We start from the raw sequence: 23,370 nt of genomic DNA on the forward strand, positions 1-23,370 counted from the left end.
CGACCTGCCAGCGGCGCCGCTTCCGGATGCTTACGCCCTGCAACAAAACATCAATGCGAGTGGCCGCTGTGAGAGTGCGCGTGCCCCTGGTGATCGTGCTCCGCAGCGCCTTTCGACACGCCTGGCGTCCCACAAGGCTCGGTGCCGCAGTCGCCGCTTTCCACCTGCAGGGTGACGTGGGTGATCTCGAAGCGCTCGTGCAGGAGTTGGCCGAGCGCCTCGCGCAGGCGGTCGCGGTCGGTGGTTTCGCTGACCACCACGTGTGCAGTGAGTGCGGGAGTGCTGGAGGCCAGCGCCCAGACGTGCAGGTCGTGGACGTCTTCGACGCCGGGATAACTGCTCAGCGCTTGCTGCACCTGAGGCAGGTCGATGCCTTTGGGCACGCCTTCGAGCAATACGTTGATCGCTTCGCGCAACAGCACCCAGGTGCGCGGCAGCACCCACAGGCCGATCAGCACGGCCAGCACCGGGTCGATCCACTGCCAGCCGGTCCAGCGGATCAGCAGCGCGCCGATGATCACCGCCACCGAGCCGAGCATGTCGCTCCAGACTTCCAGATAGGCACCCTTGACGTTGAGACTCTCGCCGCTGCCGGCATGCAACAGCTTCATCGCGATCAGGTTGATCACCAGGCCGAAGCCGGCGATCCACAGCATGCCGCTGGAGGAAATATCCTGCGGCGCGCGAAAGCGTTGCGCGGCTTCCCACAGGATGTAGGCGCCGACTGCGAACAACAGCGCGCCATTGGCCAGCGCGCCGAGCGCCTCCAGACGCACATAGCCATAGGTGCGACGCGCGTCGGCAGGGCGTCGGCTCAACCGCACCGCGACCAGCGCGATCATCAAACCCACGGTGTCGGTGGCCATATGCGCAGCGTCGGACAGCAGCGCCAGGCTGTTGGTGATGAACGCGCCGATGACCTCCGCCAACAGGAAGGTGGCGGTCAGCGCGAGCGCCCACCACAACGGTTTCTCGTGGCGGATGTCGCTAGGTGCGTGGTTGTGGTCGTGTCCCATGGATGCGGTGGCCTCGTGCGATCCGCGCACCTTAGGCGCACGCGATGGCGGAGACTATTACACCTGGGCGTGATGACATCACATCACGTGGGCGCGGTGATGTGCCTTATTGCCCACAGGCCGGGTGGCAACCTGGAGCGGCTAACAAAAGCTCTCGAACGCCGCAGCGATGGCGGCAACGTGCTGGCCACACTGCCTTCGTTGACGAGTGGAGTGATGTCGGTAGTGGCAGTGACATTGCTCGGATCGAGAGGAGCCGATCAGACCGCACATCATCGGACGGCCGCACTGCATGCACTACTTGCCCTGCTTGCAACCATGCACACCGACCATCTCGACTGGTCCTTGCCCGCTCACCGTCGCGAAGAGCCTACACGGACGTACTTGCGGCGTGTCCCGCGACGCTGGGCTGGCAAGGGCCCCGCAGCCAAGCAACAAATCAGCCGCTCTGCCTTGCGGCGTGTCCCGCGACGCTGGGCGGGCAAGGGCCTCGCAGCCAAGCCACAGATCAGCCGCTCTGCCTTGCGGCGTGTCTCGCGATGGTGGCCGGGCAAGGGCCTCGAAGCCAAGCCACAGATCAGCCGCTCTGCCTTGCGGCGTGTCTCGCGATGGTGGCCGGGCAAGGGCCTCGCAGCCAAGCCGCAAATCATCCGCTCTGCACCCGACGCATACCCGTTCGATCACCTATCAAAACGGATGCGAGTTACAACGCCGGCGACGCCCACCTGGCGGTGGGAATAGTAGCTTTGTTAGCCACTCTCAGACCTTGGCAACCAACTTGATCACGCTGGAAAAATCCAGCGCACCGTTACCGGCCTGGCTGTTCATCGCGTAAAGATTGCGCGCCAGCTCGCCGAGCGGAATCGACACGCCCGCCTGCACTGCGGACTCAGTGACCAGCCCCAGATCCTTGAGCATCAGATCGTTGCCGAAGCCGCCGCTGTAGCCGCGCGAAGCCGGTGCATTGGGCAGCACGCCCGGCCAGGGATTGCAGACTTCGGTGGCCCAGCTGCGCCCGGTGCTGACCGCCATCATCTGCGACAGCACCGCTGGGTCGAGCCCCTGCGCGACGCCCAGCGCCAGCGCCTCGCCGGTGGCCGCCATGATCACGCCCAGCGCCATGTTGTTGCACAGTTTGGCGACCTGGCCGGCACCGTTGTCGCCGACGTGGAAGATGTTCTTGCCCATGGCCTGCAGCACTGGGCGGGCGCGCTCAAGCGTCTCGGCTGCACCGCCGACGATGAAGGTCAGCGTGCCGGCCGCCGCGCCCGCGGTACCGCCAGAAACCGGCGCGTCCAGCATTGCCAAGCCACGCGCCTGCGCTGCAGCGGCGACTTTGCGCGCGGTGACCGGCGCGATGGTGCTGCAATCGATGACAAAGGCACCTGCGGGAATCTGCGCCAGAATGCCGGCCTCCCCGAAGTACAGGCCTTCGACATGGCGGCTGGCCGGCAGCATCGAGATCACGATCTCGGCATCGGCCAAGGTGTCGTGCGCCGAGCGTGCCGCATGCGCGCCGGCTGCCGCAGCGGCGTCCAGTGCGGCAGGCACCAGATCGAAAACGCGTAGCTGGTGCCCGGCCTTGATCAGGTTGGCAGCCATCGGCCCGCCCATATTGCCCAGGCCGATAAAAGCGATCTTGCTCATGGTGTCGGTTTCCAGGTTAGAACGATCATCAATAGTTAGTGCGGTCGTGGATTGGCGGCTGGGTCGCAAGGCGGCCATCGCAAACTCCGGGCCTGCCGGTGCCAATGCGAACCTTGCGATTCCCCCGCCGCGTCCGCGTTGCGCTAGCTATCAACCGCATTTGCCGGCCACTCAGCATTCACCGACTTCACGTACAGCAAGATCGGCGAGCGGGTGCTCTGCGGCCGGCCAGGGCGATTGAAAGAATGCAGCAGCCCACTGAGCATCCGCTTCTTCCAGCGAGGCCGGTTGCCATTGCGGCTGGCGGTCCTTGTCGATCAGCAGCGCGCGGATGCCTTCGGCAAAGTCGCCATGTGCGGCGACATGCAGCGCCGCCACGTATTCGGTGCGGAAGGTATCGGCCAGGGTGCTTGTAGCCGGATGACGTTGCAGCTCCCAGGCCAGTCGCGCGGAACTGGGCGCGCCAGCTGCGAGCGTTGCGCGTGCGGCTTGCAACCAGGTGTCTTCGCTTTGCAGTGCCAGGATCGCAGCGACCACCTCTTCCAGCGTGTCGCCCGCCACCAGTTGCTCGATCAAGGCCGCATGCACTTGCAAGGGGCCGGGCTCCAGAGCTTGCGCAATGCCGTGCAAAAACGCACTGAGTTGGCCGCGATCGTCCTGCACATTGCCCGTCCAGGCGTGCGCGCTCAAAGCATCCAGCACGGCGGCATATTGCGTGTGCTCCAGGCGCACATCCGCAAGCCCCGCATAGATAGCGTCACTGGCATCCAACGGCGCACCGGTCAGTGCCAGAAACAATCCGGCGCCGTGCGGCACACGGCGCAACAACCAACTGCCACCGACATCGGGAAACAGGCCGACGCTGATCTCCGGCATCGCCAGACGCGAGCGCTCGGTGACCACGCGATGGCTGGCGCCGGACATCAGGCCGATGCCGCCGCCCATGACAATACCGTGGCCCCAACACAGCAGCGGCTTGGGATAGGTATGGATGCGATAGTCGAGCCGATATTCTTCTTCGAAGAACGCAGCGGCGTGCGCATTGCCTTGCGGCTGCGCGACGCGTTCTTGCGCATCCGGCACCGCCTCGCGATGCGCGCGCATGCTCTGGTACAGACCATGCAGATCGCCGCCCGCGCAGAACGCTTTCTCGCCGGCACCACGCAACACCACGCAGGCAATCTGCGCATCGTCGGCCCAGACGCGCAGCTGCGCATCCAGCAGGCGCGTCATCTGCAACGACAGGCCGTTGAGCGTCTTGGGCGAATTCAAGGTGGCGATGCCGATGCGATGCCCGTCCGCGCAATCGCGTTGCTCGAACAGCACCGGTGCCTCTTCAGTTGCGTTGACATCCACCATCAGCCGTTGCTCCACTGCGGCGCGCGCTTCTCGAGGAATGCCGCGACGCCCTCGGCCTGATCGGCTTGCTCGAACAGGTCGACGAAGGCCTCGCGCTCGGCAACCAAGGCCGCAGCGTGCGTGCCATGGCGGGTGTATTGCACCAGGCGCTTGCAGGCCGCCACGCTCACCGGGCTCTGCTTGCCGGCACGCTGCGCCCATGCAACTGCCAGCGCGCGCGACTCGCCCTTGCCAACCACCTCTTCCACCAGGCCGATACGGTGCGCGGTGGCGGCATCGATACGCTCGCCCAGCAGGATCATGCGCTTGGCCCAGCCCTCGCCGATCAGGCGCGGCAGGTTCTGGGTGCCACCCGCGCACGGCAGCAAACCGACGCTGGCTTCCGGCAGCGCCAGATGCGCCTGCTGCTCGGCAATGCGCAGGTCGCAGGCCAGCGCGCACTCCAGACCACCGCCCATGGCATAGCCGTTGATGGCGGCGATCGACACGCCACGGAAGGCGCTCAAGGCCTCGAACGCTTCGCCGAAGCGACGCGCGGCCTCGCGTGCAGCGGCCTTGTCGCCATCGGCAAATTGCTTGAGGTCGGCACCGGCGCTGAAGAACTTTTCGCCTTCGCCGGTGATCACCAGCGCATACACGCTGCGGTCGGCATCCAATGCATGCACCAGGTCGCGCAAGGCAGCCAGACTCTGCACGGTCCAGGTATTGGCCGGCGGGTTGCTCAACGTGACGGTGGCCACATGCCCATCGCGCTCGACCTGCAGGCCGGTATGCGTGCGTCCTTCCCAATCGCTCATCGCAGTTCCTCCTCGCCGTTGAGCAGGTGCCGCGCAATGATCATGCGCATCACCTCGTTGGTGCCCTCCAGGATGCGATGCACGCGGCTGTCGCGCAGCAGGCGTTCGATCGGGTACTCGCGGATATAGCCGTAACCGCCGTGGATCTGCAGTGCGTCGTCGCAGATGGCAAAGCCGGCATCGGTGGCGAAGCGCTTGGCCATGGCGCACCACACGGTGGCATCGTGGCTGCCGGCATCGAGCTTGCGTGCGGCGGTGTGCACCATCTGCCGCGCGGCCACCAGTTGGGTGGCCATATCGGCCAGCTTGAATTGCAGCGCCTGGAAATCGGCCAACTTTTTGCCGAACTGGCGGCGCTCGCCCATGTAACGCCGCGCCGCATCCAGCGCGCCTTGTGCCGCCCCCAGCGAACATGCCGCGATATTGATGCGGCCGCCATCGAGCGCCTTCATCGCCATCTTGAAGCCCTCGCCTTCCTTGCCGAGCAGATTGCCGGCCGGGATGCGTACATCGGTAAAGGTCACCCCGCGCGTGGGCTGGCTGTTCCAGCCCATCTTTTCTTCCTTGCGGCCGTAGCTGATGCCGGGCGCGTCGGCCGGCACCACGAAGGCGCTGATGCCGCGTGCGCCATCGTCGCCAGTGCGTGCCATCACCACCAGCACATCGGTGGCGCCGGCGCCGGAAATGAAGGCCTTGCTGCCGTTGAGCACGTAGCTGTCGCCGTCGCGCTGTGCGCGGGTTCTCAACGATGCCGCGTCCGAGCCGGCACCCGGCTCGGTCAGGCAATACGAGCCCAGCTTGGCACCGCTGGTCATCGCCTCGCCCCATTGCGCACGCACGCCGTCGTTGCCGTAGCTGGCGATCAACCAGGTGGCCATATTGTGGATGCTGATGAAGGCCGAGGTGGACGGGTCGACGGTGGCCAGTTCCTCGAACACCACTGCCGCATCGAGCCGGCGCATGCCCAGGCCGCCCACGCCTTCGTCGGTGTACAGACCGCAGAAACCGAGTTCGGCGGCCTTGGCGATCGCCTCGCGCGGGAAGTGACTTTCTGCGTCCCATTGCGCGGCATGTGGGGCGAGTTCCTTGTTGGCGAAGTCGCGCGCGGCGGCGCGGAAGGCCTCCTGCTCGTCGTTCAAATCGGCCGCGTTGGGGTGTAGCTGGATGGCTGCATTCATGGCGATCGGATCACTTGAGAGAGATGGTGGTGTTGACGCCGTGGCCCAGCGTCTGGTCGTCGAACCAGCGCGCGGTCACCGTCTTGGTCTGGGTGTAGAACATCACCACCTGCTTGCCGTACGGGCCCAGGTCGCCGAGCTTGGAGGCGCGCGAACCGGTGAACGAGAACAGCGGCACCGGCACCGGAATCGGCACATTGATGCCGACCTGGCCCACATCGATGTCTTCCTGGAAACGCCGCGCAGCAGCACCGGACTGGGTGAACAACGCGGTGCCGTTGCCGTTGGGATTGGCGTTGACCAGCGCAATCGCGTCGTCCAGCGTGTCTGCGCCCAGGATCACCAGCACGGGGCCGAAGATTTCTTCGTCGTAGATGCGCATGCCCGGCGTGACGCCGGAGAAGATCGTCGGGCCAACGAAATTGCCTTGTTCGAACCCCGGCACGCTCGGGCTGCGACCGTCCAGTTCCAGCGTGGCGCCTTGCTCCACACCGGAGGCGATTAGGCTCTCCACACGCTCGCGTGCGGCGCAGGAAATCAGCGGGCCCACGTCGGTGCCCTGGGCACTGCCCGCACCCAGCTTCAAGGTCTTGGCCTTGGCGACCAGTGCCGGAATCCATTGCTGCGCCTCGCCCACCAGCACCAGCGTGGATGCCGCCATGCAACGCTGGCCGGCGGCACCAAAGGCGGCACCAACCATCGCGTTGAGGGTCTGTTCCTGATTGGCGTCCGGCAGTACCACGGCATGATTCTTGGCGCCCATCATGCATTGAACGCGCTTGCCGGCCAGCGCTGTGCGGCGATAGACGTGCGTGCCGACCTTGGTGGAGCCGACGAACGACAGCGCCTTGATCTCGGGGTGGTCGCACAGCGCGTTGACCACCTCTTCGCCGCCGTGCACCACGTTGAGCACGCCCTTGGGAATGCCTGCTTCCAGCGCGAGCTCCACCAGGCGCATGGTCACCATCGGGTCTTGCTCGGACGGCTTGAGCACGAAGGTGTTGCCGGTGGCGATGGCCATCGGAAACATCCACAGCGGAATCATCGCCGGGAAATTGAACGGGGTGATGCCCGCGCACACGCCCAGCGGCTGCAGCAGGCTGTAGGTGTCCACGCCGTTGGCGACGTTGTTGGCCAGCTCGCCCAGTTGCAGATTGCCGATCGCTGCAGCGTGTTCAACCACTTCCAGCCCGCGGAACACATCGCCTTCGGCATCGGCCAGGGTCTTGCCCTGCTCGGCACTGAGCAGCGCGGCCAGCTCGGGCATGTGCTCGCGGATCAGCTGCTGGTATTTGAGAAAAACGCGTGCACGGGTGCCGATCGGGGTCTTGCGCCAGCTTACAAACGCATTGCTGGCGGCGGCCACGGCAGCGTCCACTTCACTGGAGGTGGCGAACGGCACCTGCGCCAGCACCGACTGGTCGGCCGGGTTGACCACGTCCTGCCAGTGCGAACTGTCGGAAACCACAAATTCGCCATCGATCAACAGGGACACGCGGGGGACGGATTCGCTCATTGCAGGTTCGCTCGCAGAAGGGTCGACACAGATGCTTCGCATTGTTCGCACCCCTCGCCGGCATTCCCAGCCGCCAATTGCTTAATCGCGCTAAGCTGGCGGCACAATTTTGCGAATATTGCGAATGCCACACACGCAGCCACCTCTGCGCCACCAGCTCGGCCTGCGCCTGCAGCGGCTGCGCCAGCGCCATGGCCTGACCCAGGCCGAACTGGCGCGCCGGCTGGCGTTGTCGCCGAGCTATCTCAACCAGATCGAGCGCAACCAGCGCCCGTTGACGCTGGCGATCCAGCAGCGGCTCAAGGCCACCCTGGGCGACCTCGAAGGCCTGCTGGATCTGGACGACCCTGCCGCACTGGTGGAACCCTTGGACGAATCGCTGCGCAGCCTGGGCCATAGCCTGTCGGCCGCCGAGCTGCGCGTGCTCACCGGCAATCTGCCGCAGGTGGCGCAGGCACTGCTGGACCTGCACCGCGCCCATCGGCATCTGCTCGAGCGCAATGCCGCACTGGAACTGCAGATCGGTGCCGACCACGCCGCACTGCCCTCGCTGTCGCCCGGCGAGCAGGTGCGCGATTACTTCAATCGCGCGCACAACTACCTGCCCGAACTGGATGAGCGCGCCGAAGCGCTGTATGCCGAACTCGGGCTGACCCCGGACAACCTTGCGCTGCGGCTGCGCCAACGCCTGGCCGATCGCCACGGCTTGTTGGTGCAGGACGCCACCGATCTGCTCAGCGACAAACGCAGCGTGGATGCGCAGGCACGCGTGCTATGGCTGCCTGCGCATCTGCGCCCCGGCCAACAGGCCTTCCAGATGGCGGCGCAGTTGGCGTTGCTGGAATGTGCGCCGCTGCTGGAGGCGCGCATTGCCGATGCCGGATTCGAAGATGCCGAGCGCATCGCGTTGTCGCGCATTGGTTTGTCGAACTATTTCGCCGGCGCCCTGGTGATGCCGTATGGCGAATTTCTGCACAGCGCACAGACCTGCCGCTACGACATCGAATGGCTGGCCGATCGTTTCGATGTGGGCTTCGAGGCGGTCTGCCACCGGCTCAGTACCTTGCAGCGGCGCGGTGCGGCCGGCTTGCCGATCTTCTTCATGCGGGTGGACCGCGCCGGCAATGTGTCCAAACGTCACTCGGCCACCGACTTCCACTTCTCGCATGTCGGCGGCGCCTGCCCGTTGTGGATCGTCTACGAAGCCTTCAATCAGCCCGACCGCATCCTCACCCAGATCGCGCGCATGCCCGATGGCCGGCGCTATTTCTGGCTTGCGCGCCAGGTCAGCAGTGGCGCGCCCGGTTACGGCCGCCCGCGCAAGACCTTTGCATTGGCGATGGGCTGCGACCTGCGCCACGCCGACCAATTGGTGTATGCACGCGGTTGGGACCTGGATGCGGTGGACGATGCGGTGCCGATCGGGCCGGGCTGCCTGACCTGCGAGCGCAGCGACTGCGTGCAGCGTGCCTTCCCGGCATTGCCTCGGTTGCCTGCCAGCGCGCGCTAGACAGCAGACAAGGCTGCGCATGCGTTCCAGTGCAACCTTTGGTGGCCGTGTCGCCACTTACGCCGCAACTGTGACGGGCCATTCGCTATCGCTGCACTGCAGCATTCCAACGTGAGATAGCTCACGCAAAATGCTTCATTGGAATGGAATGGCTTGCGCTTCTACCCTGAAGCGGACACATGCAGGACAGGGGGGGCGCCAACGCGATCGACTCGATGATTGTTGCAGCGTCGCGCAACCGCACACTTGGCTTCAACCGCAGCAACGCACCACCTCAGTCATGCCCGCGCGGATGCGCCAGACGGCCGCAGCAACGGCCACCATCTCCATTCGGTAACTTTGTCCTGGGAGGGATCAAACGATGCCCGTTCACCACACCGGCCACTCGGCCAGCCGGCGCCTGCGCCGCACCCCTGCGCGCGACGTCCTCTGCACCACCATCGCTTTCGTTCTGGCCAGCGCGTTCAGTGCGCACGCACAGGACAGCGCGCCTGCGCCTGCCGCAGCGCCGGCAAGCGACAGCGCCGCCGCCGCGCCGCCACCGGTCACGCTCGACAACATCACCGTGATCGGCCAGCGCGCCAGCCTGAATCAGGCGGTGCAGGCCAAACAGATGTCCGATCACGTCATGGAAGTGATCTCGGCCGACAACATGGGCCAGATGCCCAATGTCACCGTGGCCGAAGCGCTGGTGCGCCTGCCCGGCGTCAACGGCACCCGCGACCGCGGCAACGAGAGCCTGGCCACCGTGCGCGGCCTTGGCCCGCGCATGACCATGGGCACTGTCAACGGGCGCGAAATCGCCTCCTCCGAACCCAATCGCGCGGTGCGCTGGGAAGTGTTCCCCACCGAGATCGTCTCCACCGTCAAGGTGTACAAGACCCAGTCGGCGGATCTGGTGGCCGGTGGCCTTGCCGCAACGGTGGACATCTCCACCATCAGCCCGCTGGACTACACCGGCCCGGGCTTTGTCGGCACCGCCGGCCCGGTGTTCTACGACCACGCCAAGGACGTGGACGGCTACACCCCGTGGGGCAATCGCTTCGGCGCCAGCTGGGTGCACAAGATCAACGACAACCTGGCGGTTGCGCTGGGCGCCACCTATCAGAAGCAGAAGAACTCCAACTCCTCGATCGGCAGCTGGGGCTACACCGATGCCACCACCTCGCGCGATGTGGATGGCGACGGCACCGTGGACCCGACTCCGTTCGGCGCGGCCGATCAGCTCAAGCTGACCGACCAGACCCGCACCGGTGCGATGGGCACCGTGCAATGGCGCTCGGGCAACTTCGAGTTGAAGTTCGACGGCCTGTATTCGCGGATCGAAATCGACGAAGACCAGTTGCAGAACTGGTTCAACGGCCTGGCTTTCAGCACCTTTTCGACCGGTGCCAACCCATACACCACCCCGGGCTCGTCCTACACCATCGTCGATGGCGATGTGGTCGCCGGTACGCTGGCCAACTCCAACCTGCAGGTCGACCATGTGGTCAGCCACTACAACGAGGTCAAGACGCTCACCGCCGGTGGTTTGAACGCCAAGTGGAGCGGCGATGTGTGGACGCTGGGCAGCGACCTGTCGTTCTCGCAGGCCAAGCGCGACAACACCTGGCAGGCCGTGCGCTTCGGCAGCAATCCGGACACTGTCTCGTTCGATTTCCGCCGCAGCGTCACCCCCACCATCAGCACCAGCTCGGACACGCCCGAATACGGCATCGCCGGCCAGACCGAGCCGCAGGGGCTGCGCGACAAGATTGCCGCGCTTGCGCTCAACGCCAGCCGGGCGATCGATGCAGCGGCCTTCACCTCGCTGGAATTCGGCGTACGCGCCGCGCGTCGCGAAAAGCAGAACCGCCGCTTCATCAGCAATCAATCCGGCTACGACCAACCGATTTCGGCGTATCAGGGCCTGATCTATCCGGTCACCATGCCGGACTTGAACGTGCCCACGCTGACCGGCGGCAACATGGATGCCATCGCCGAAATAGGCTTCGGCGGTTTCGATCCGGCCACGCTCGACGAGCAACTGCTCGACCACTGGAACGTCAAAGAAGACGTGCGCGAAGCCTTCGCCAAAGCGGTGTTCAGCTCGCAGGTGTTCGGCACCGATGTCACCGGCAATATCGGCGTGCGCCTGGTCAATACCAAGACCACAAGCGACGGCTTCGATTCGGTCGGCAACACCGTGCAGGCCAGCACCGACAGCAAGGAATATACCGACGTGTTGCCTAGCGCCACCATCAACTTCCTGATCGACGATCAGCGCATCCTGCGCTTTGCGGTAGCCAAGGTCATCGCACGTCCGCCGCTGGATGAGTTGCGCACCGGCCGTCGCCTGGACGACCCCAATGTCACCGTCGGCCAGCTCACCGGCAGCGGCGGCAACCCGCAGCTGGATCCGTTCAAGGCCACCCAGGTCGATGTGTCCTACGAGTGGTACTTCCACAAGGAAGCGCTCGCGGCGATTGCGGTCTACCGCAAGGAAGTGGATTCCAGCATCGGCTACCGCACCGACCGTGAAGTGATCAACGGCCTGGATTACCTGGTCAGCGCGCCGTTCAATGGCGGCGGCGGACATATCAACGGGGTGGAGCTCACCTTCCAGACGCCGTTCTACTTCATCCCGCACATGGAAAACTTCGGCGTCTATTCCAACTTCTCGCTGGTCGATTCCAACCTCAAGGAATTCTCGCCGGTCGACAATCCGTTGCCACTGAGCGGCCTGGCGCGCAAGACCGGCACCTTCGATCTGTGGTACAGCAACGGCAGCTTCGAAGCGCGCGTGGGTTACAAGTACCACAGCCCCTACACCGTGGTGTACGGCTGGAATGCCGCGCGTCTTGCACGTCTGCAAAGCGAAGGCACGGTGGATCTGAGCCTGAACTGGCAGTACAGCAAGCAGCTCAGCTTCCGCTTCCAGGCCGGCAACCTCACCAACGAACCGCTGCGCGCCTACACCGACAACAAGCCCAATCGCCTTGCCAATCAGGACGACGGTGGCTACCAGGTGTTCGGCCGTCGGTATGCGCTGGAAGCCAGCTACAAGTTCTAAGCGCAGCTGATACCCCTGCTGCGTAACCGCTACACAGGTGCGGTGCATGCGCGGAATCGGATCTGTCATCGACGTTCTGATTCCGCGCACACACCACACGACAGCACGGCCCCATGCGGCATGCTGTCAGCCGCTCCACGTTTGATCCGTCGAGGAATTGCATGCGCTCTACACGCCGTCTCTGGACGCCCGCGCTACTGGCGCTGGCCATCTCCACCTTCGCACACGCCGCCCCGGCCCCCGCCACGTTGTATCTCGGTGCGGACCTGTCCTACGTCAACGAGATGGAAGAGTGCGGTGTGCAGTACCGCGAGAACGGCGTGGTCAAAGACCCGTTCGAACTCTTCCACGCCCACGGTGCCAATCTGGTACGTGTGCGGCTGTGGAACGACGCACGCTGGACCCGCTACAGCGACCTGTCCGACGTCAAAAAGACCATCGCGCGTGCACGCGCGCAAGGCATGCAGGTCTTGCTGGACCTGCACTACTCCGACGATTGGGCCGATGGCGAAAAACAGCTGATTCCCAAGGCCTGGGCCAGTATCACCGACACCGATGAGCTGGCGCGCACGTTGTATGGCTTCACCTACGACACGCTCAGCGCGCTCGACCGTGCCGGCTTGATGCCGGAGCTGGTGCAGGTGGGTAACGAAAGCAATTCCGATCTGATGGACAGCATTCCCTGGGACAAGAAGCGCCCCATCAACTGGCAACGCAACGCCAAGCTGTTCAATGCCGGCATCAGGGCGGTGCGCGATATCAGCGCACGCTCCACCATCAAGCCACGGGTGATGCTGCATATCGCCCAGCCGGAAAATGTGGAACCGTGGTTTGCCGCCGCCACCAAGGCCGGCGTCACCGACTACGATCTGATCGGTATCAGCTACTACCGCAAATGGTCGACCCAATCGATGGCCGAGCTGGGCAAGACCATCAAGCGCCTGCGCGGCCGCTACGACGCCGATGTGGTGGTGGTGGAAACCGCCTACCCGTGGACGCTGGAGTCCGGCGACACCTCGCACAATCTGCTAGGCCAAGACTCGCTGATTCCCGGTTACCCGGCCACACCGCAGGGCCAGTCCCGCTACATGATCGATCTCACCCAGTTGGTGATCGATACCGGTGGTGCCGGCGTGGTGTATTGGGAACCGGCATGGACCAGCAGCAGCTGCAAGACGCGCTGGGGCACCGGCTCGTCGTGGGAAAACGCCAGCTTCTTCGATTTCAAGCACGGCAATGAAATGCTGCCGGCGATCGATTTCATGCGCCATCCGTATACCGGCGTGCCTGCATCGAGCAGGCCGGCAACAGGCAAACCCGCTTCGACCAAACAAGACCAAGCTGCCGACGCCAGCACGAGGACGCAGCCATGACCGGCATCAATCGCCGCGAGCTGCTGCGCGGCATGTTGGCAAGCGGCGTGAGCGCCGCTCTCCCCGTCGGCGCAGCCGGCGCGTTAGTGCCCGCCATCGCCGGTGCAGCGCCAGCCGCAGGCAAGAACGCCACGCCGCTTGCCGCGCTCGGCGATGCAACGCTGGCACCGCGCGAACGTCTGTTATTCGACTTCGGTTGGCGCTTCCATCTCGGCCATGCCAGCGATGCGTCGCGCGACTTCGAGTTCGGCACCTTTCAGCGCACCTTTGCCAAGGCCGGCAAGGACACTGCGACCGCCGCGCAACTCGCTTTCGACGACAGCGGCTGGGAACTGCTGGATCTGCCGCACGACTGGGCCGTCACCCTGCCCTTCCGCCAGGAACCGATCTCCGCCACCATCACCGAAGAAGACCCGGCCGCCGCGCACGGCTACAAACCGCTGGGCACGAGCTTTCCGGAACACAGCGTGGGTTGGTATCGCCGCACGCTGCAGATTCCCGCAAGCGATTTGGGCAAGCGCATCAGCCTGGTGTTCGACGGCGTGTTCCGCGACTGCATCGTGTTCTGCAACGGCCACATCGTCGGGCGCAATGCCAGCGGCTATTGCGGCTTCGAGGTCGACCTCAGCGAAGTGCTCGACTACGGCAAGCCCAACCTCATTGCCGTGCGCGTAGATGCCACGCTGGGCGAAGGCTGGTTCTACGAAGGTGCCGGCATCTATCGGCATCTGTGGTTGCAAAAGACCGACCCGCTGCATCTGCCGCAAGACGGCGTGTTCGTGCGCAGCACTGTGCAAGGCGACAACGCAACCGCGCAGGTGTCCACCGAAGTGCGCAACGACGGTACCGCACCGCGCCAGTGCAACGTGCAAGCGCGCGTGACAGCACCGGATGGGCGCGTCGTCGCACAAGCGGTCAGTGCAGCGGTCACTGTTGCACCGGGCCAGGTGCAGGTTGTCGAACAAACCGTGCCGCTCGGCCAGGCCGCGCTATGGTCGATCGACGACCCGCAGCTCTACAGCCTCACCACCAGCGTGCACAGCGACGGCACTGCCATCGATGCGTTGGTCACAGCGTTCGGCGTACGCACGACCGCCTTCGATGCGCAACGCGGCTTCCTGTTGAACGGCACCCCGCTCAAACTGCATGGCACCAACAACCACCAGGATCATGCCGGCGTCGGCACCGCCATCCCGGACAGCCTGCACGAGTGGCGCCTGCGCCGACTCAAGTCGATGGGCTGCAACGCCTATCGCAGCTCGCACAATCCAGCCACGCCCGAACTGCTCGCGCTATGCGATCGCCTCGGCATGTTCGTGATCGAAGAAACCCGCCGCATGTCCACCGATCCGGAAGCCATGGGCGAACTGGAGACCATGGTGCGGCGCGGGCGCAATCATCCCAGCGTGATCCTGTGGTCGCTCGGCAACGAAGAACCGCAACAGGTCACCGAGCGCGGCGCACGTATCGTGAGCCGCATGCAGCAACGCGTGCGTCAACTCGACCCCACCCGCCCCACCACCTTTGCCATGGACAAGGGCTTTGGCGATGGTGTTGGCCAGGTCGTCGATGTGGTCGGTTTCAACTACCGCACCAGCCAGATGGACGGCTTCCACGCGCAATACCCGAACATTCCGATCTACGGCAGCGAAACCGGCAGCACCGTGTCGGTGCGTGGCAACTACCAGCGCGACGATGCACGCGGCTATACCCGCGCCTACGACCTGGACCACCCGTGGTGGGCGAGCACTGCCGAAGCCTGGTGGAGCTACGTCGCACAACGTCCGTACATCGCCGGCGGCTTTATCTGGACCGGCTTCGACTACCGCGGCGAACCCACACCGTATAACCGCTGGCCGAATGTCGCCTCGCAATTCGGTGTGCTAGACAGCTGCGGGTTTCCAAAAGACAACTACTGGTACTACCGCGCACAGTGGACCAACGAACCAGTGCTGCATCTGTTTCCGCACTGGAACTGGGACGGCCTGCTGCAGCCCGACGACAAGGGCCGCGTCGCCGTCTGGTGCCATACCAATCTCGACGCGGTGGAACTGCTGGTCAATGGCGTCAGCCAGGGCCTGCAACACGTGCCGGCCTACGGGCATGTGGAATGGCGCGTCGCGTATGCGCCGGGCGTGATCGAAGCGCGCGGCTATCGCGGCGGCAAACTGGTGCTCACCGAACGCCGCGAGACAGTCGGCAAGCCGGCTGCGATCCGCTTGAGTTGCGATCGCAAGGCATTGCGCGCCGACGCCGAAGATGTGGCCGTGGTAAAGGTCGAAATTGTCGATGCGCAGGGCCGCGTCGTTCCCACCGCCGACACGCACGTGCAGTTCGCGGTACGCGGCGCAGGCAAACTGATCGGCGTAGGCAACGGCGACCCCAGTAGCCATGAGGATGACAAGGCACCGCAGCGCAAGGCGTTCAATGGCTTGTGCATGGCGTTGCTTCAGGCAACTAAAAAACCCGGCGACATCATCTTGCAAGCGACTGCGCAGGGCCTGACGCCAGCGACCCTGCGCGTGACTGCCCAAGCGACCAAACCACGCGCAGCAGTCATCTGACGCAACTCGCCCCGTTGGTCACGGGGCGAGGCTGGCTCAGTCCTTACTCGGCGAGCTCGCGCATGACCTTGATCAGGTCGGACTTGCCTTCGAAACCGATGCCCGGCAATTCCGGCATCACGATGTGCCCGTCTTGAACTTCTACGCCATCCGGAAACCCGCCATACGGCTGAAACAGATCCGGGTAACTCTCGTTGCCGCCCAAACCCAACCCTGCGGCAATGTTGAGCGACATCTGATGACCACCATGCGGGATGCAACGCGCGGGCGACCAACCGAACTGCTCGAGCACCTCCAGCGTGCGGAGATATTCCACTAGGCCGTAAGACAGCGCGCAGTCGAACTGCAGATAATCGCGATCCGGCCGCATGCCGCCGTAGCGCAGCAAGTTGCGTGCATCCTGGTGCGAGAACAGGTTTTCGCCTGTGGCCATCGGCCCTGGATAAAATTCGCTCAGGCTGGCTTGTAGCGCGTAGTCGAGCGGATCACCGACTTCCTCATACCAGAATAGTGGGTAGTCGCGCAGCATCTTGGCGTAGGCGATGCCGGTCTCCAGATCGAAGCGGCCGTTCGCATCCACCGCCAGACGCGCCTGGCCGCCAATTTCCTCAAGCACCGACTCGATGCGGCCACGGTCCTCGTCGATGGAGGCGCCACCGATCTTCATCTTGACCACGTTGTAACCGCGATCCAGATAACCACGCATCTCTTTGCGCAGGGCGCTGTTGTCCTTGCCCGGGTAATAGTAGCCACCAGCTGCATAGACAAAGACGCGGGGATTGGCTTGCCGGCCTTTCATCTGCGCCAGATAACGAAACAGCGGGAGACCGGCAATCTTGGCGGTGGCATCCCAGATCGCCATATCCAGCGTGCCCACCGCCACGGAGCGCTCGCCATGACCGCCCGGCTTCTCGTTGGACATCATCGCCGTCCAGATCCTGGAAGGATCCAGATTGTCGCCGGCGTCGTTGCACAACGCAGCGCTCTCGGCTTCCAGAATGCGATCGCGAAACCGCTCGCGTATCAGTCCGCCCTGTCCATAGCGCCCATTGGAGTTGAAGCCGTAGCCGACGACCCGACGGCCGTCGCGCACCTGATCGGTGACCACCGCCACCAGACTGGCGGTCATCTTGGAAAAATCGATGTAGGCGTTACGGATCGGCGAGGAGATCGGCTTGGTGATTTCAACGACATCGATGATACGCATTGGGTAGTCTCCCGCGAGGTGTAGTGAGTTATGAATCGGTTGAAGAGGCCGCGACAGGCATTGGCTCGCCCGCCTGTTGACGACGAATGATTTCCTGGGTCTTGGAGATATCCAGCGCGCCATCCCACTTGGCGATCGCAAGCGTGGCAACACTGTTGCCAATCAGATTGACCACCGCCCTGGCCTCATTCATGAAGCGATCGACGCCCAGCAAAAGCACCAGCCCTGCAACAGGCACCGTGTCGATGGTGGAAAGCGTTGCGGCCAACGCCACAAAACCCGCGCCAGCGACACCAGCGGACCCTTTCGAGGTCAGTAACAACACCCCAAGCAGTGCGATTTGTTGATAGACCGGCAGCGGTGTATTGGTCGCTTGCGCGACGAAAATGGCCGCCATGGTCAGATAGATACAGGTGCCGTCCGCATTGAAGGTGTATCCCGTTGGCAGAACCAGGCCAACCGTCGATTTGCGCACGCCGGCCAGTTCGAGCTTCATCATCATGCGCGGCAGAACGGCTTCGGTCGAACAGGTTCCGAACGTGACAAGCAGTTCGTCCTTGATGAACCGGAGAAGGCGCAGCAGCGGAAAGCCGGTCCACCGCGCGATCGCTCCCAGCACCACGAAGACGAACAGTGCCGAGGTCACATAGACGGCCAACATCAAATGCCCAAGCGACCACAGGGTGGCCAGGCCATACTTGCCGATCGTGAAAGCGATGCCTGCCCCGGCACCCAGCGGCGCGAGCCGCATCACCAGGTTGATCATCTTGAACAGCGCCTGCAGCCCGTTATCGATCAGATCGACCAACGGCTTGCCACGCTCGCCAAGCTGCAACAGCCCCACTGCAAACAGCACCGACACCAGAATGACCTGCAGCATGTTGCCCTTGGCAAAGGCATCCACCAGCGTGGTGGGAATGATGTTCAGCACGAAATCCACCATGCCCGCGTCGTCTTTTGCACGCTCGACATACTGGCCAATCGCGCTGCTGTCGATCGAGGCGACATCGATGTTCATGCCATCGCCCGGCCGGATGATGTTCACCACGACAAGACCGATCGCCAGCGCCAGTGTCGAGACGACCTCGAAATAAATCAGCGCCTTGATGCCGGTTTTTCCGACCTCTCTGACACTTCCCATCTTGGCGATCCCGACCACGACCGTTCCAAAGATGATGGGGGCCAACAGCATCTTGATCAGCTTGATGAAACCCTCTGCAGCAGGTTGCATGACCACACCCAGGTGCGGCCAGACATAGCCCACCAGGCCGCCAATGACGATGGCGATCAAGACCTGCACATAGAGTTGGCTCAACACCCCTCTCATGCCACTTCTTTTCTGCATGATCGCCCGCTCCCGTCGACATGCGAATTCACCGGAATTGCCGCTTGCTGGACGACCTGCGTGTCGAGGCGTTGCAAGCTCGAGTCAGAGCGTAAGGGTCACTCCCCAAGCGCTGCCAATGCCTTTTTTATGCGCTTGATGCACAATCGGCATCATGGAACTGACATGGCTCGAAGACTGCCTGGCGTTGGCTGACACCCTCAATTTTTCGCGCGCGGCACAGCGTCGCTTCGTCACCCAGCCGGCCTTCAGTCGGCGCATTCATTCCCTCGAAGAATGGCTGGGCACGCCGCTGTTTACGCGTTCGCGCAAAGAGGTGCTGATGACGCCGGCTGGAGAAGCCTTCGTTCGCAAAGCATCCGGATTGGCCGCGGCGATTTACGCCGCGCGGCAAGAAGCGCTTGAGGTGGCCGGACAACAACGGCCTGCGTTGGCATTCCTTGCCACACATGTTCTCTCCTTCACCTTCTTTCCGGCCTTCGTAAGACGCATCGAATCAAATACCGGCATCGGCGCATTTCAGCTGGTCTCCGACACGCTCAGGGCGTGCGAGAAACTGATGCTGCAAGGGGCAGCACAATTCCTGCTGTGCCACCATCATCCGCGCATGCCGCTTGGGCTGAATCCCGAACACTTCGAGCGAGTTGTGGTGGGCAGCGATGTGCTGCAACCCTTCAGTGCACCGAAGGAAAATGGCGACGGCCGCCCGCGCTGGTCACTCGCTTCCACCGATGCAATGCCTTTGCTGTCTTACAGCGCGGATTCCGGGCTGGGCCGCATCATCGCCGGGCATCCGGCGTTCAAGGACGTTGAAGCGCGCCTGACCCCTGCACTCACCTCCGATCTTGCCGCGACCTTGCTGGCCATGTGCCGCTCCGGTGGCGGGGTGGCCTGGCTGCCGCGGACGCTGGTGGAAGAGGACATCGCCAAGGGGCGGCTCGTCCATGCAGCGCCCGGACACACGCAGTGGGATATCAGCATGGAAATCTGTCTGATACGGCACATCGGCAGCTTGTCCCAGCAAGCCGAAGACATGTGGCAAAAGCTCAAGCAGGGCAAGTTGGAGCACTAACACAGGTGGCGCTGCACGCTTCCAGGCTGGAAACCTAACGCCGTTATCCGCTTGCGGGCCGACCCGGCGCTCCCGCGCACAACCCCTCCATGACCGTCTCCATCAGCCAGGTCAGGCGGGGCTGCCAGTTCTCGCTGGCGTCTATCTGCCAGATCCCCGCAATGGCCAGGAAAAACTTGTCTGTGGTGATCCCCGCACGGATCGTCCCGGCCTTCTCGTTGGCATCGAGCAGCAGTTGCGCGGCAGCGATCACGGGCGCATAGCCTGCGTTGCCCGCGCATTCTTTCGCGTTGGCAACTGTCCGCAGTGCATCCGCCAGACCCGCCTTGGTGATGGCGTATTCGGCCAGGCGGTTCATCCATTCGCGGAGTGCTTGCTCCGGCGGAAGCGTCTTCAGCAGTTGCTCGGCTAAACCGGTGACCTGCAGCATTTCGTGGCGATAGACCTCGATCACCAAGGCCTCCCGGGTCGGGAAGTGCCGGTAGAAAGTCCCCTGCCCGACACCCGCCTTCTTGGCAATTGCGCTCAGTGGAACATCGGCCGAGCGCACCAATTCCGCAAGCGCCACGGACAGAAGGCGCTCCCGGTTCTGCACTGCATCAGATCGCTTTGGCTTCTCCACACCCCACCCTTCAATGAACTCGTTGACAAACGGACAACTGTCCGCCAATGTCTCTGTAAGCGGATGACTGTCCGTTTTTATTTTACCCCTTTCCGCAATCAGGAGACATCCGTGAAGAACAGCGGCAATACCATCCTCATCACCGGCTCGACCTCCGGCATCGGACTTGGGCTGGCACTCCGGCTCCAGCAGGCTGGCAACAAGGTCATCGTTTCCGGACGAAAGAAGGCGCTGCTGGATCAGATCACCGCCGAGCATCCTGGCCTTGATGCGATCGAAATCGATGTCGCAGACGCGGACTCTGTGGTGCAGGCCAGCCGCGTGGCGGCCGAGCGCTATCCCGGCTTGAATGTCGTGATCAACAATGCCGGCATCATGCCGAGCGAGAACGTCTTCAAGCCAGAGTCCTTGAAGGCAGCCGAAGAGGCGATCGCCATCAACCTGCTCGGCACCATCCGCATGACGTATGCATTCTTGCCGCAACTTGCCGGCAACACTGACAGCGTCATCATCAACGTCAGTTCCGCATTGGGCTTTGTGCCGTTCCCGGCCGCGATGAGCTACAGCGCCAGCAAGGCCGCCGTGCACTCCTTCACCGAAGGCTTGCGTGTGCAGCTGGCCGACAGCAACGTGCAAGTCATCGAGCTGGTGCCGCCGGGCGTTCGCACCAAGTTGTATGGTCAAGGCAACGACGAGCACGCCATGCCCCTGGACGAATTCCTCGATGAAGCGCTGGCGCTTTTGCAGGCAGAACCCACACCGAAGGAAATCGTCGTGGAACGTGCCAAATTCCTTCGCGATGCTGCCGCCAACGGCAGCTACGACGAGATGCTGGGAATGCTTTCTGCGGTCACGTTTTAAGACTGTGGCAGAACGACTGTGGCAGAACGGTCGAGTCGTCAGCACCGCGCTCCCCGCTGTGCTGAGGACAGTGGCTCATCAACTCTAACGTGAGGCTGGGGCGCAGATACCGCTTCTGCGCATCGGAGTCAGCGCGCCGCACTCACCGCGCGATTGCGTGCAACGATCGTCTCATGACTTGGCGGTGCGTCGCCGCCGAAGAACTCCGCCATCAAGGCGTCGCGATGACGCGGTGCATCGTCCTTTACTGCAGCCTTGAGCGCTGACGCCAATGCGGCAACCGAAAGCTCAGTGCAATACGCAGGCGTGCCTGGCTGCAGCCGCCAAGAATCTGCGAGATTCCCCGCATCGACCGAGTCGAACCCGGCATCGTCCAGCAGCTGCTGCGCGATCGCCTTGCCGGCCGGACTGTCGCCCGCCACCGGGATGGCAATCCGGTTCTCCGTGCCAGCTGGCTTACCGCGCTCGGCCAGCGTCTTGGCGAGCACGGCATTGAACGCCTTGATGATGGGCCGGCCGAGTTGCTCGCTCGACCAGACGCTTTCCAGTTTGCCGTCCTCGACTTCCGGGATCCGGGTGCCAAGCTGCGGGTAGTAGTTCGAAGTATCGATCACCACCACCTCCGCAGGCACGGTGGAGAACAGGCCGGCAACCTCGGGAATCTTGGCAAACGGGATCGACAACACGATCACCTCCACGTCCTCAACCGCCGCTGCAGCGGTGACAGGCTCGGCGCCGATCTTTTCGGCCAATTCGCGAATGCTGTCGGGGCCTTTGGATCCAGCCAGTTTGACGATGTGCCCTGCCGCTACGAATTTGCGCGCCAACGTGCCACCGATGTTGCCTGCGCCAATGATGCCGATTTTCATGTTCGCTCCATTCAAAAAATAGATGGGGTTTTGTTGCTCAAGCAGTGATGCGTGGATCGCGGCCGTATTGGGCAGATGCGCCCAGATGGTCGCGAAGCGTGCTGCCCCGGTAATCGCGATGAAACAGACCGCGCGCTTGCAGGATCGGGACGACGCCATCGACAAAGGCATCGATGCCGTCGTCGTTGATATCCGGCGAAATCCAGAAGCCATCGGCCGCATCTGCCTCGAACCAGGCCTGCATGTGATCGGCCGCCTCGACCGCCGGGCCGACAATCACCGGGTGATAATCGATGACGCCATGCGCCAGAATGTCGCGCAGGCTCCAACCCTCACGCGCGATCTGCAACGCCTTTGGCGAGCGAGGATCCTGCGATGACGGGCGTGCCGCAGCCAGTTGCGCCGGCGACAGCGGCCGGTCGAGCGCAGTGGGATCCAGACGCACCCCGAGCATCTGTTGCAGGTAACCCAGCCGCTGAGGAAACGTGTGCGCGGTCAGTGCGATCCGGCGATCCAATGCCGCGCGGCGGTCCTGCGCAATTGTCGTCATCAACCCCGGAATGAACTTGATCTCGTCCGGATCGCGGCCGGCCTGCTCGGCGGCATGACGGAACGCCGCACGTTGCGCCCGAGCGTCTTCGATACTGAAACTGGCACCGATCACGGCACTGGCATAGCGTCCGGCCAGCTTCAGCGCGTTCGGGCCGCCGCCCGCATGGAAGATCACCGGCTGTCCCTGCTCCGAGGGTGGGATATACAACGGCCCACGGGAACCGACGAACTTGCCCTGCAGGTTGATCGGCGCAATTTGCGCGGCGTCTGCAAACCGCCCAGCGGCCTGGTCGTGCAACCAGGCGTCCTTTCCCCAACTGCCCCACAAGGCCTGCACCAGTTGCACGACCTCGTGCGCGCGTGCGTAGCGCTCAGCGCTGGATGGAAGTGTTCGCCCGTAGTTCGCAGCGACATCCTCGCCACTAGAGGTCACCGCGTTCCAGCCCGCACGCCCGTGACTCATGATGTCCAGCGCCTTGAATTGCCGTGCAAGGTTGAACGGTTCGTTGAACGTCGTGGAGCCGGTGGCGACCAACCCGATACGCTCGGTGCCGCGCGCCACCGCAGCCAGGGTCATCATCACGTCCAGATTGAAGTGCGGCGCTTCGTTGTCGATATCGGCAACGGCACTCGGGCCATCCGGCAGGAAAATGAACTGGAATTTCCCGCGCTCGGCGGCTTGCGCCTGGCGCACGCGGGCATCGAAGCTGATGTAGTTGGTCGGGTCGACCCATGGCATGCGCCAGGCCCCTGGCTGGGACCCGTAGCCATTGCCCAGATGCAGGCCAATAATCATCGTCTTGGACGTGCGCATGCGTTTCTCACCCTGT

The 23,370-nt window shown here is 63.6% G+C and carries 17 protein-coding genes; 6 read left to right on the forward strand and 11 right to left on the reverse strand.

Translation table 11 applies throughout. The features are described from left to right. Positions 1-50: 50 nt before the first annotated feature. The 6 genes from FFY45_RS12360 to FFY45_RS12385 all read right to left on the reverse strand — a co-directional run bounded on the left by FFY45_RS12360 (position 51) and on the right by FFY45_RS12385 (position 7,513). Entirely contained in the window at positions 51-1,016 is a 966-nt protein-coding gene (locus tag FFY45_RS12360; RefSeq protein WP_176340649.1) for a cation diffusion facilitator family transporter, read from the reverse strand. A gap of 759 nt (positions 1,017-1,775) precedes the next feature. Continuing rightward, positions 1,776-2,678 (reverse strand): 3-hydroxyisobutyrate dehydrogenase, encoded by a 903-nt coding sequence (mmsB, locus tag FFY45_RS12365; RefSeq protein ID WP_176340704.1) that lies wholly within the window; start codon positions 2,676-2,678, stop codon positions 1,776-1,778. Positions 2,679-2,834: 156 nt separating this feature from the next. After that, positions 2,835-4,037 carry a 3-hydroxyisobutyryl-CoA hydrolase gene (locus FFY45_RS12370; RefSeq protein ID WP_176340650.1) on the reverse strand — a complete coding sequence of 401 codons (1,203 nt, stop codon included), beginning with the start codon at positions 4,035-4,037 and terminating at the stop codon, positions 2,835-2,837. Next, positions 4,022-4,819: an enoyl-CoA hydratase gene (locus FFY45_RS12375; RefSeq protein ID WP_176340651.1), complete on the reverse strand. Its 798-nt coding sequence runs from the start codon at positions 4,817-4,819 to the stop codon at positions 4,022-4,024. The genes FFY45_RS12370 and FFY45_RS12375 overlap by 16 nt, the downstream gene beginning before the upstream one ends. Next, positions 4,816-5,997, reverse strand: coding sequence for an acyl-CoA dehydrogenase family protein (locus FFY45_RS12380; RefSeq protein WP_176340652.1), 1,182 nt, complete (start codon positions 5,995-5,997; stop codon positions 4,816-4,818). Before FFY45_RS12380 ends, FFY45_RS12375 begins: the two co-directional genes overlap by 4 nt. Positions 5,998-6,007: 10 nt before the next feature. Continuing rightward, positions 6,008-7,513 (reverse strand): CoA-acylating methylmalonate-semialdehyde dehydrogenase, encoded by a 1,506-nt coding sequence (locus tag FFY45_RS12385; RefSeq protein WP_176340653.1) that lies wholly within the window; start codon positions 7,511-7,513, stop codon positions 6,008-6,010. 124 nt (positions 7,514-7,637) lie between these two features. Between FFY45_RS12385 and FFY45_RS12390 the strand changes: the two genes are divergently transcribed. From FFY45_RS12390 to galA, 4 genes are all read left to right on the forward strand, one after another. Further along, positions 7,638-9,023, forward strand: coding sequence for a helix-turn-helix domain-containing protein (locus FFY45_RS12390; protein ID WP_176340654.1), 1,386 nt, complete (start codon positions 7,638-7,640; stop codon positions 9,021-9,023). A gap of 361 nt (positions 9,024-9,384) precedes the next feature. Further along, positions 9,385-12,075 (forward strand): TonB-dependent receptor, encoded by a 2,691-nt coding sequence (locus FFY45_RS12395; RefSeq protein ID WP_176340655.1) that lies wholly within the window; start codon positions 9,385-9,387, stop codon positions 12,073-12,075. Positions 12,076-12,236: 161 nt separating this feature from the next. Then, positions 12,237-13,448, forward strand: a complete 1,212-nt coding sequence (locus tag FFY45_RS12400) for a glycoside hydrolase family 53 protein (RefSeq protein WP_176340656.1) — start codon at positions 12,237-12,239, stop codon at positions 13,446-13,448. Continuing rightward, complete coding sequence (gene galA / locus FFY45_RS12405) at positions 13,445-16,012, forward strand: beta-galactosidase GalA (protein WP_176340657.1); 2,568 nt, start codon at positions 13,445-13,447, stop codon at positions 16,010-16,012. The genes FFY45_RS12400 and galA overlap by 4 nt, the downstream gene beginning before the upstream one ends. Before the next feature lie 43 nt (positions 16,013-16,055). Here galA and FFY45_RS12410 read toward each other — a convergent pair whose 3' ends face one another. Beyond that, a complete protein-coding gene (locus FFY45_RS12410) occupies positions 16,056-17,219 on the reverse strand; it encodes a mandelate racemase/muconate lactonizing enzyme family protein (protein WP_176340658.1) in 1,164 nt (387 codons plus the stop codon). 28 nt (positions 17,220-17,247) lie between these two features. Continuing rightward, positions 17,248-18,546, reverse strand: coding sequence for a C4-dicarboxylate transporter DctA (gene dctA / locus FFY45_RS12415; protein WP_176340705.1), 1,299 nt, complete (start codon positions 18,544-18,546; stop codon positions 17,248-17,250). Between the two features lie 172 nt (positions 18,547-18,718). On the opposite strand from dctA, the gene FFY45_RS12420 reads away from it, so the two are divergent. Continuing rightward, the gene (locus tag FFY45_RS12420; protein WP_176340659.1) at positions 18,719-19,636 is read left to right on the forward strand and encodes a LysR family transcriptional regulator; all 918 of its coding nucleotides are present in this window, start codon (positions 18,719-18,721) and stop codon (positions 19,634-19,636) included. 43 nt (positions 19,637-19,679) lie between these two features. Here the strand turns inward: FFY45_RS12420 and FFY45_RS12425 are convergent, their stop codons facing one another. Continuing rightward, positions 19,680-20,258 carry an SbtR family transcriptional regulator gene (locus FFY45_RS12425; protein ID WP_176340660.1) on the reverse strand — a complete coding sequence of 193 codons (579 nt, stop codon included), beginning with the start codon at positions 20,256-20,258 and terminating at the stop codon, positions 19,680-19,682. A 111-nt stretch (positions 20,259-20,369) separates the two neighbouring features. Here FFY45_RS12425 and FFY45_RS12430 point away from each other — a divergent pair, with 111 nt between their 5' ends. Beyond that, entirely contained in the window at positions 20,370-21,119 is a 750-nt protein-coding gene (locus FFY45_RS12430) for an SDR family NAD(P)-dependent oxidoreductase (RefSeq protein ID WP_176340661.1), read from the forward strand. 128 nt (positions 21,120-21,247) lie between these two features. Here the strand turns inward: FFY45_RS12430 and FFY45_RS12435 are convergent, their stop codons facing one another. Next, entirely contained in the window at positions 21,248-21,988 is a 741-nt protein-coding gene (locus tag FFY45_RS12435) for an NADPH-dependent F420 reductase (protein ID WP_176340706.1), read from the reverse strand. 37 nt (positions 21,989-22,025) lie between these two features. Next, complete coding sequence (locus FFY45_RS12440; protein WP_176340662.1) at positions 22,026-23,354, reverse strand: NtaA/DmoA family FMN-dependent monooxygenase; 1,329 nt, start codon at positions 23,352-23,354, stop codon at positions 22,026-22,028. Positions 23,355-23,370 lie beyond the last annotated feature (16 nt).

Source organism: Xanthomonas hortorum, assembly GCF_011305375.1.
GTDB classification, from domain to species: Bacteria; Pseudomonadota; Gammaproteobacteria; order Xanthomonadales; family Xanthomonadaceae; genus Xanthomonas; species Xanthomonas hortorum_E.

Coding starts and splice junctions, on each gene's coding strand:
- FFY45_RS12360 (WP_176340649.1), bottom strand. CDS start 1,016: ATGGGACACGACCACAACCACGCACCTAGCGACATCCGCCACGAGAAA.
- FFY45_RS12375 (WP_176340651.1), bottom strand. CDS start 4,819: ATGAGCGATTGGGAAGGACGCACGCATACCGGCCTGCAGGTCGAGCGC.
- FFY45_RS12380 (WP_176340652.1), bottom strand. CDS start 5,997: ATGAATGCAGCCATCCAGCTACACCCCAACGCGGCCGATTTGAACGAC.
- FFY45_RS12385 (WP_176340653.1), bottom strand. CDS start 7,513: ATGAGCGAATCCGTCCCCCGCGTGTCCCTGTTGATCGATGGCGAATTT.
- FFY45_RS12390 (WP_176340654.1), top strand. CDS start 7,638: ATGCCACACACGCAGCCACCTCTGCGCCACCAGCTCGGCCTGCGCCTG.
- FFY45_RS12395 (WP_176340655.1), top strand. CDS start 9,385: ATGCCCGTTCACCACACCGGCCACTCGGCCAGCCGGCGCCTGCGCCGC.
- FFY45_RS12400 (WP_176340656.1), top strand. CDS start 12,237: ATGCGCTCTACACGCCGTCTCTGGACGCCCGCGCTACTGGCGCTGGCC.
- galA (WP_176340657.1), top strand. CDS start 13,445: ATGACCGGCATCAATCGCCGCGAGCTGCTGCGCGGCATGTTGGCAAGC.
- FFY45_RS12410 (WP_176340658.1), bottom strand. CDS start 17,219: ATGCGTATCATCGATGTCGTTGAAATCACCAAGCCGATCTCCTCGCCG.
- dctA (WP_176340705.1), bottom strand. CDS start 18,546: ATGAGAGGGGTGTTGAGCCAACTCTATGTGCAGGTCTTGATCGCCATC.
- FFY45_RS12420 (WP_176340659.1), top strand. CDS start 18,719: ATGGAACTGACATGGCTCGAAGACTGCCTGGCGTTGGCTGACACCCTC.
- FFY45_RS12435 (WP_176340706.1), bottom strand. CDS start 21,988: ATGAAAATCGGCATCATTGGCGCAGGCAACATCGGTGGCACGTTGGCG.
- FFY45_RS12440 (WP_176340662.1), bottom strand. CDS start 23,354: ATGCGCACGTCCAAGACGATGATTATTGGCCTGCATCTGGGCAATGGC.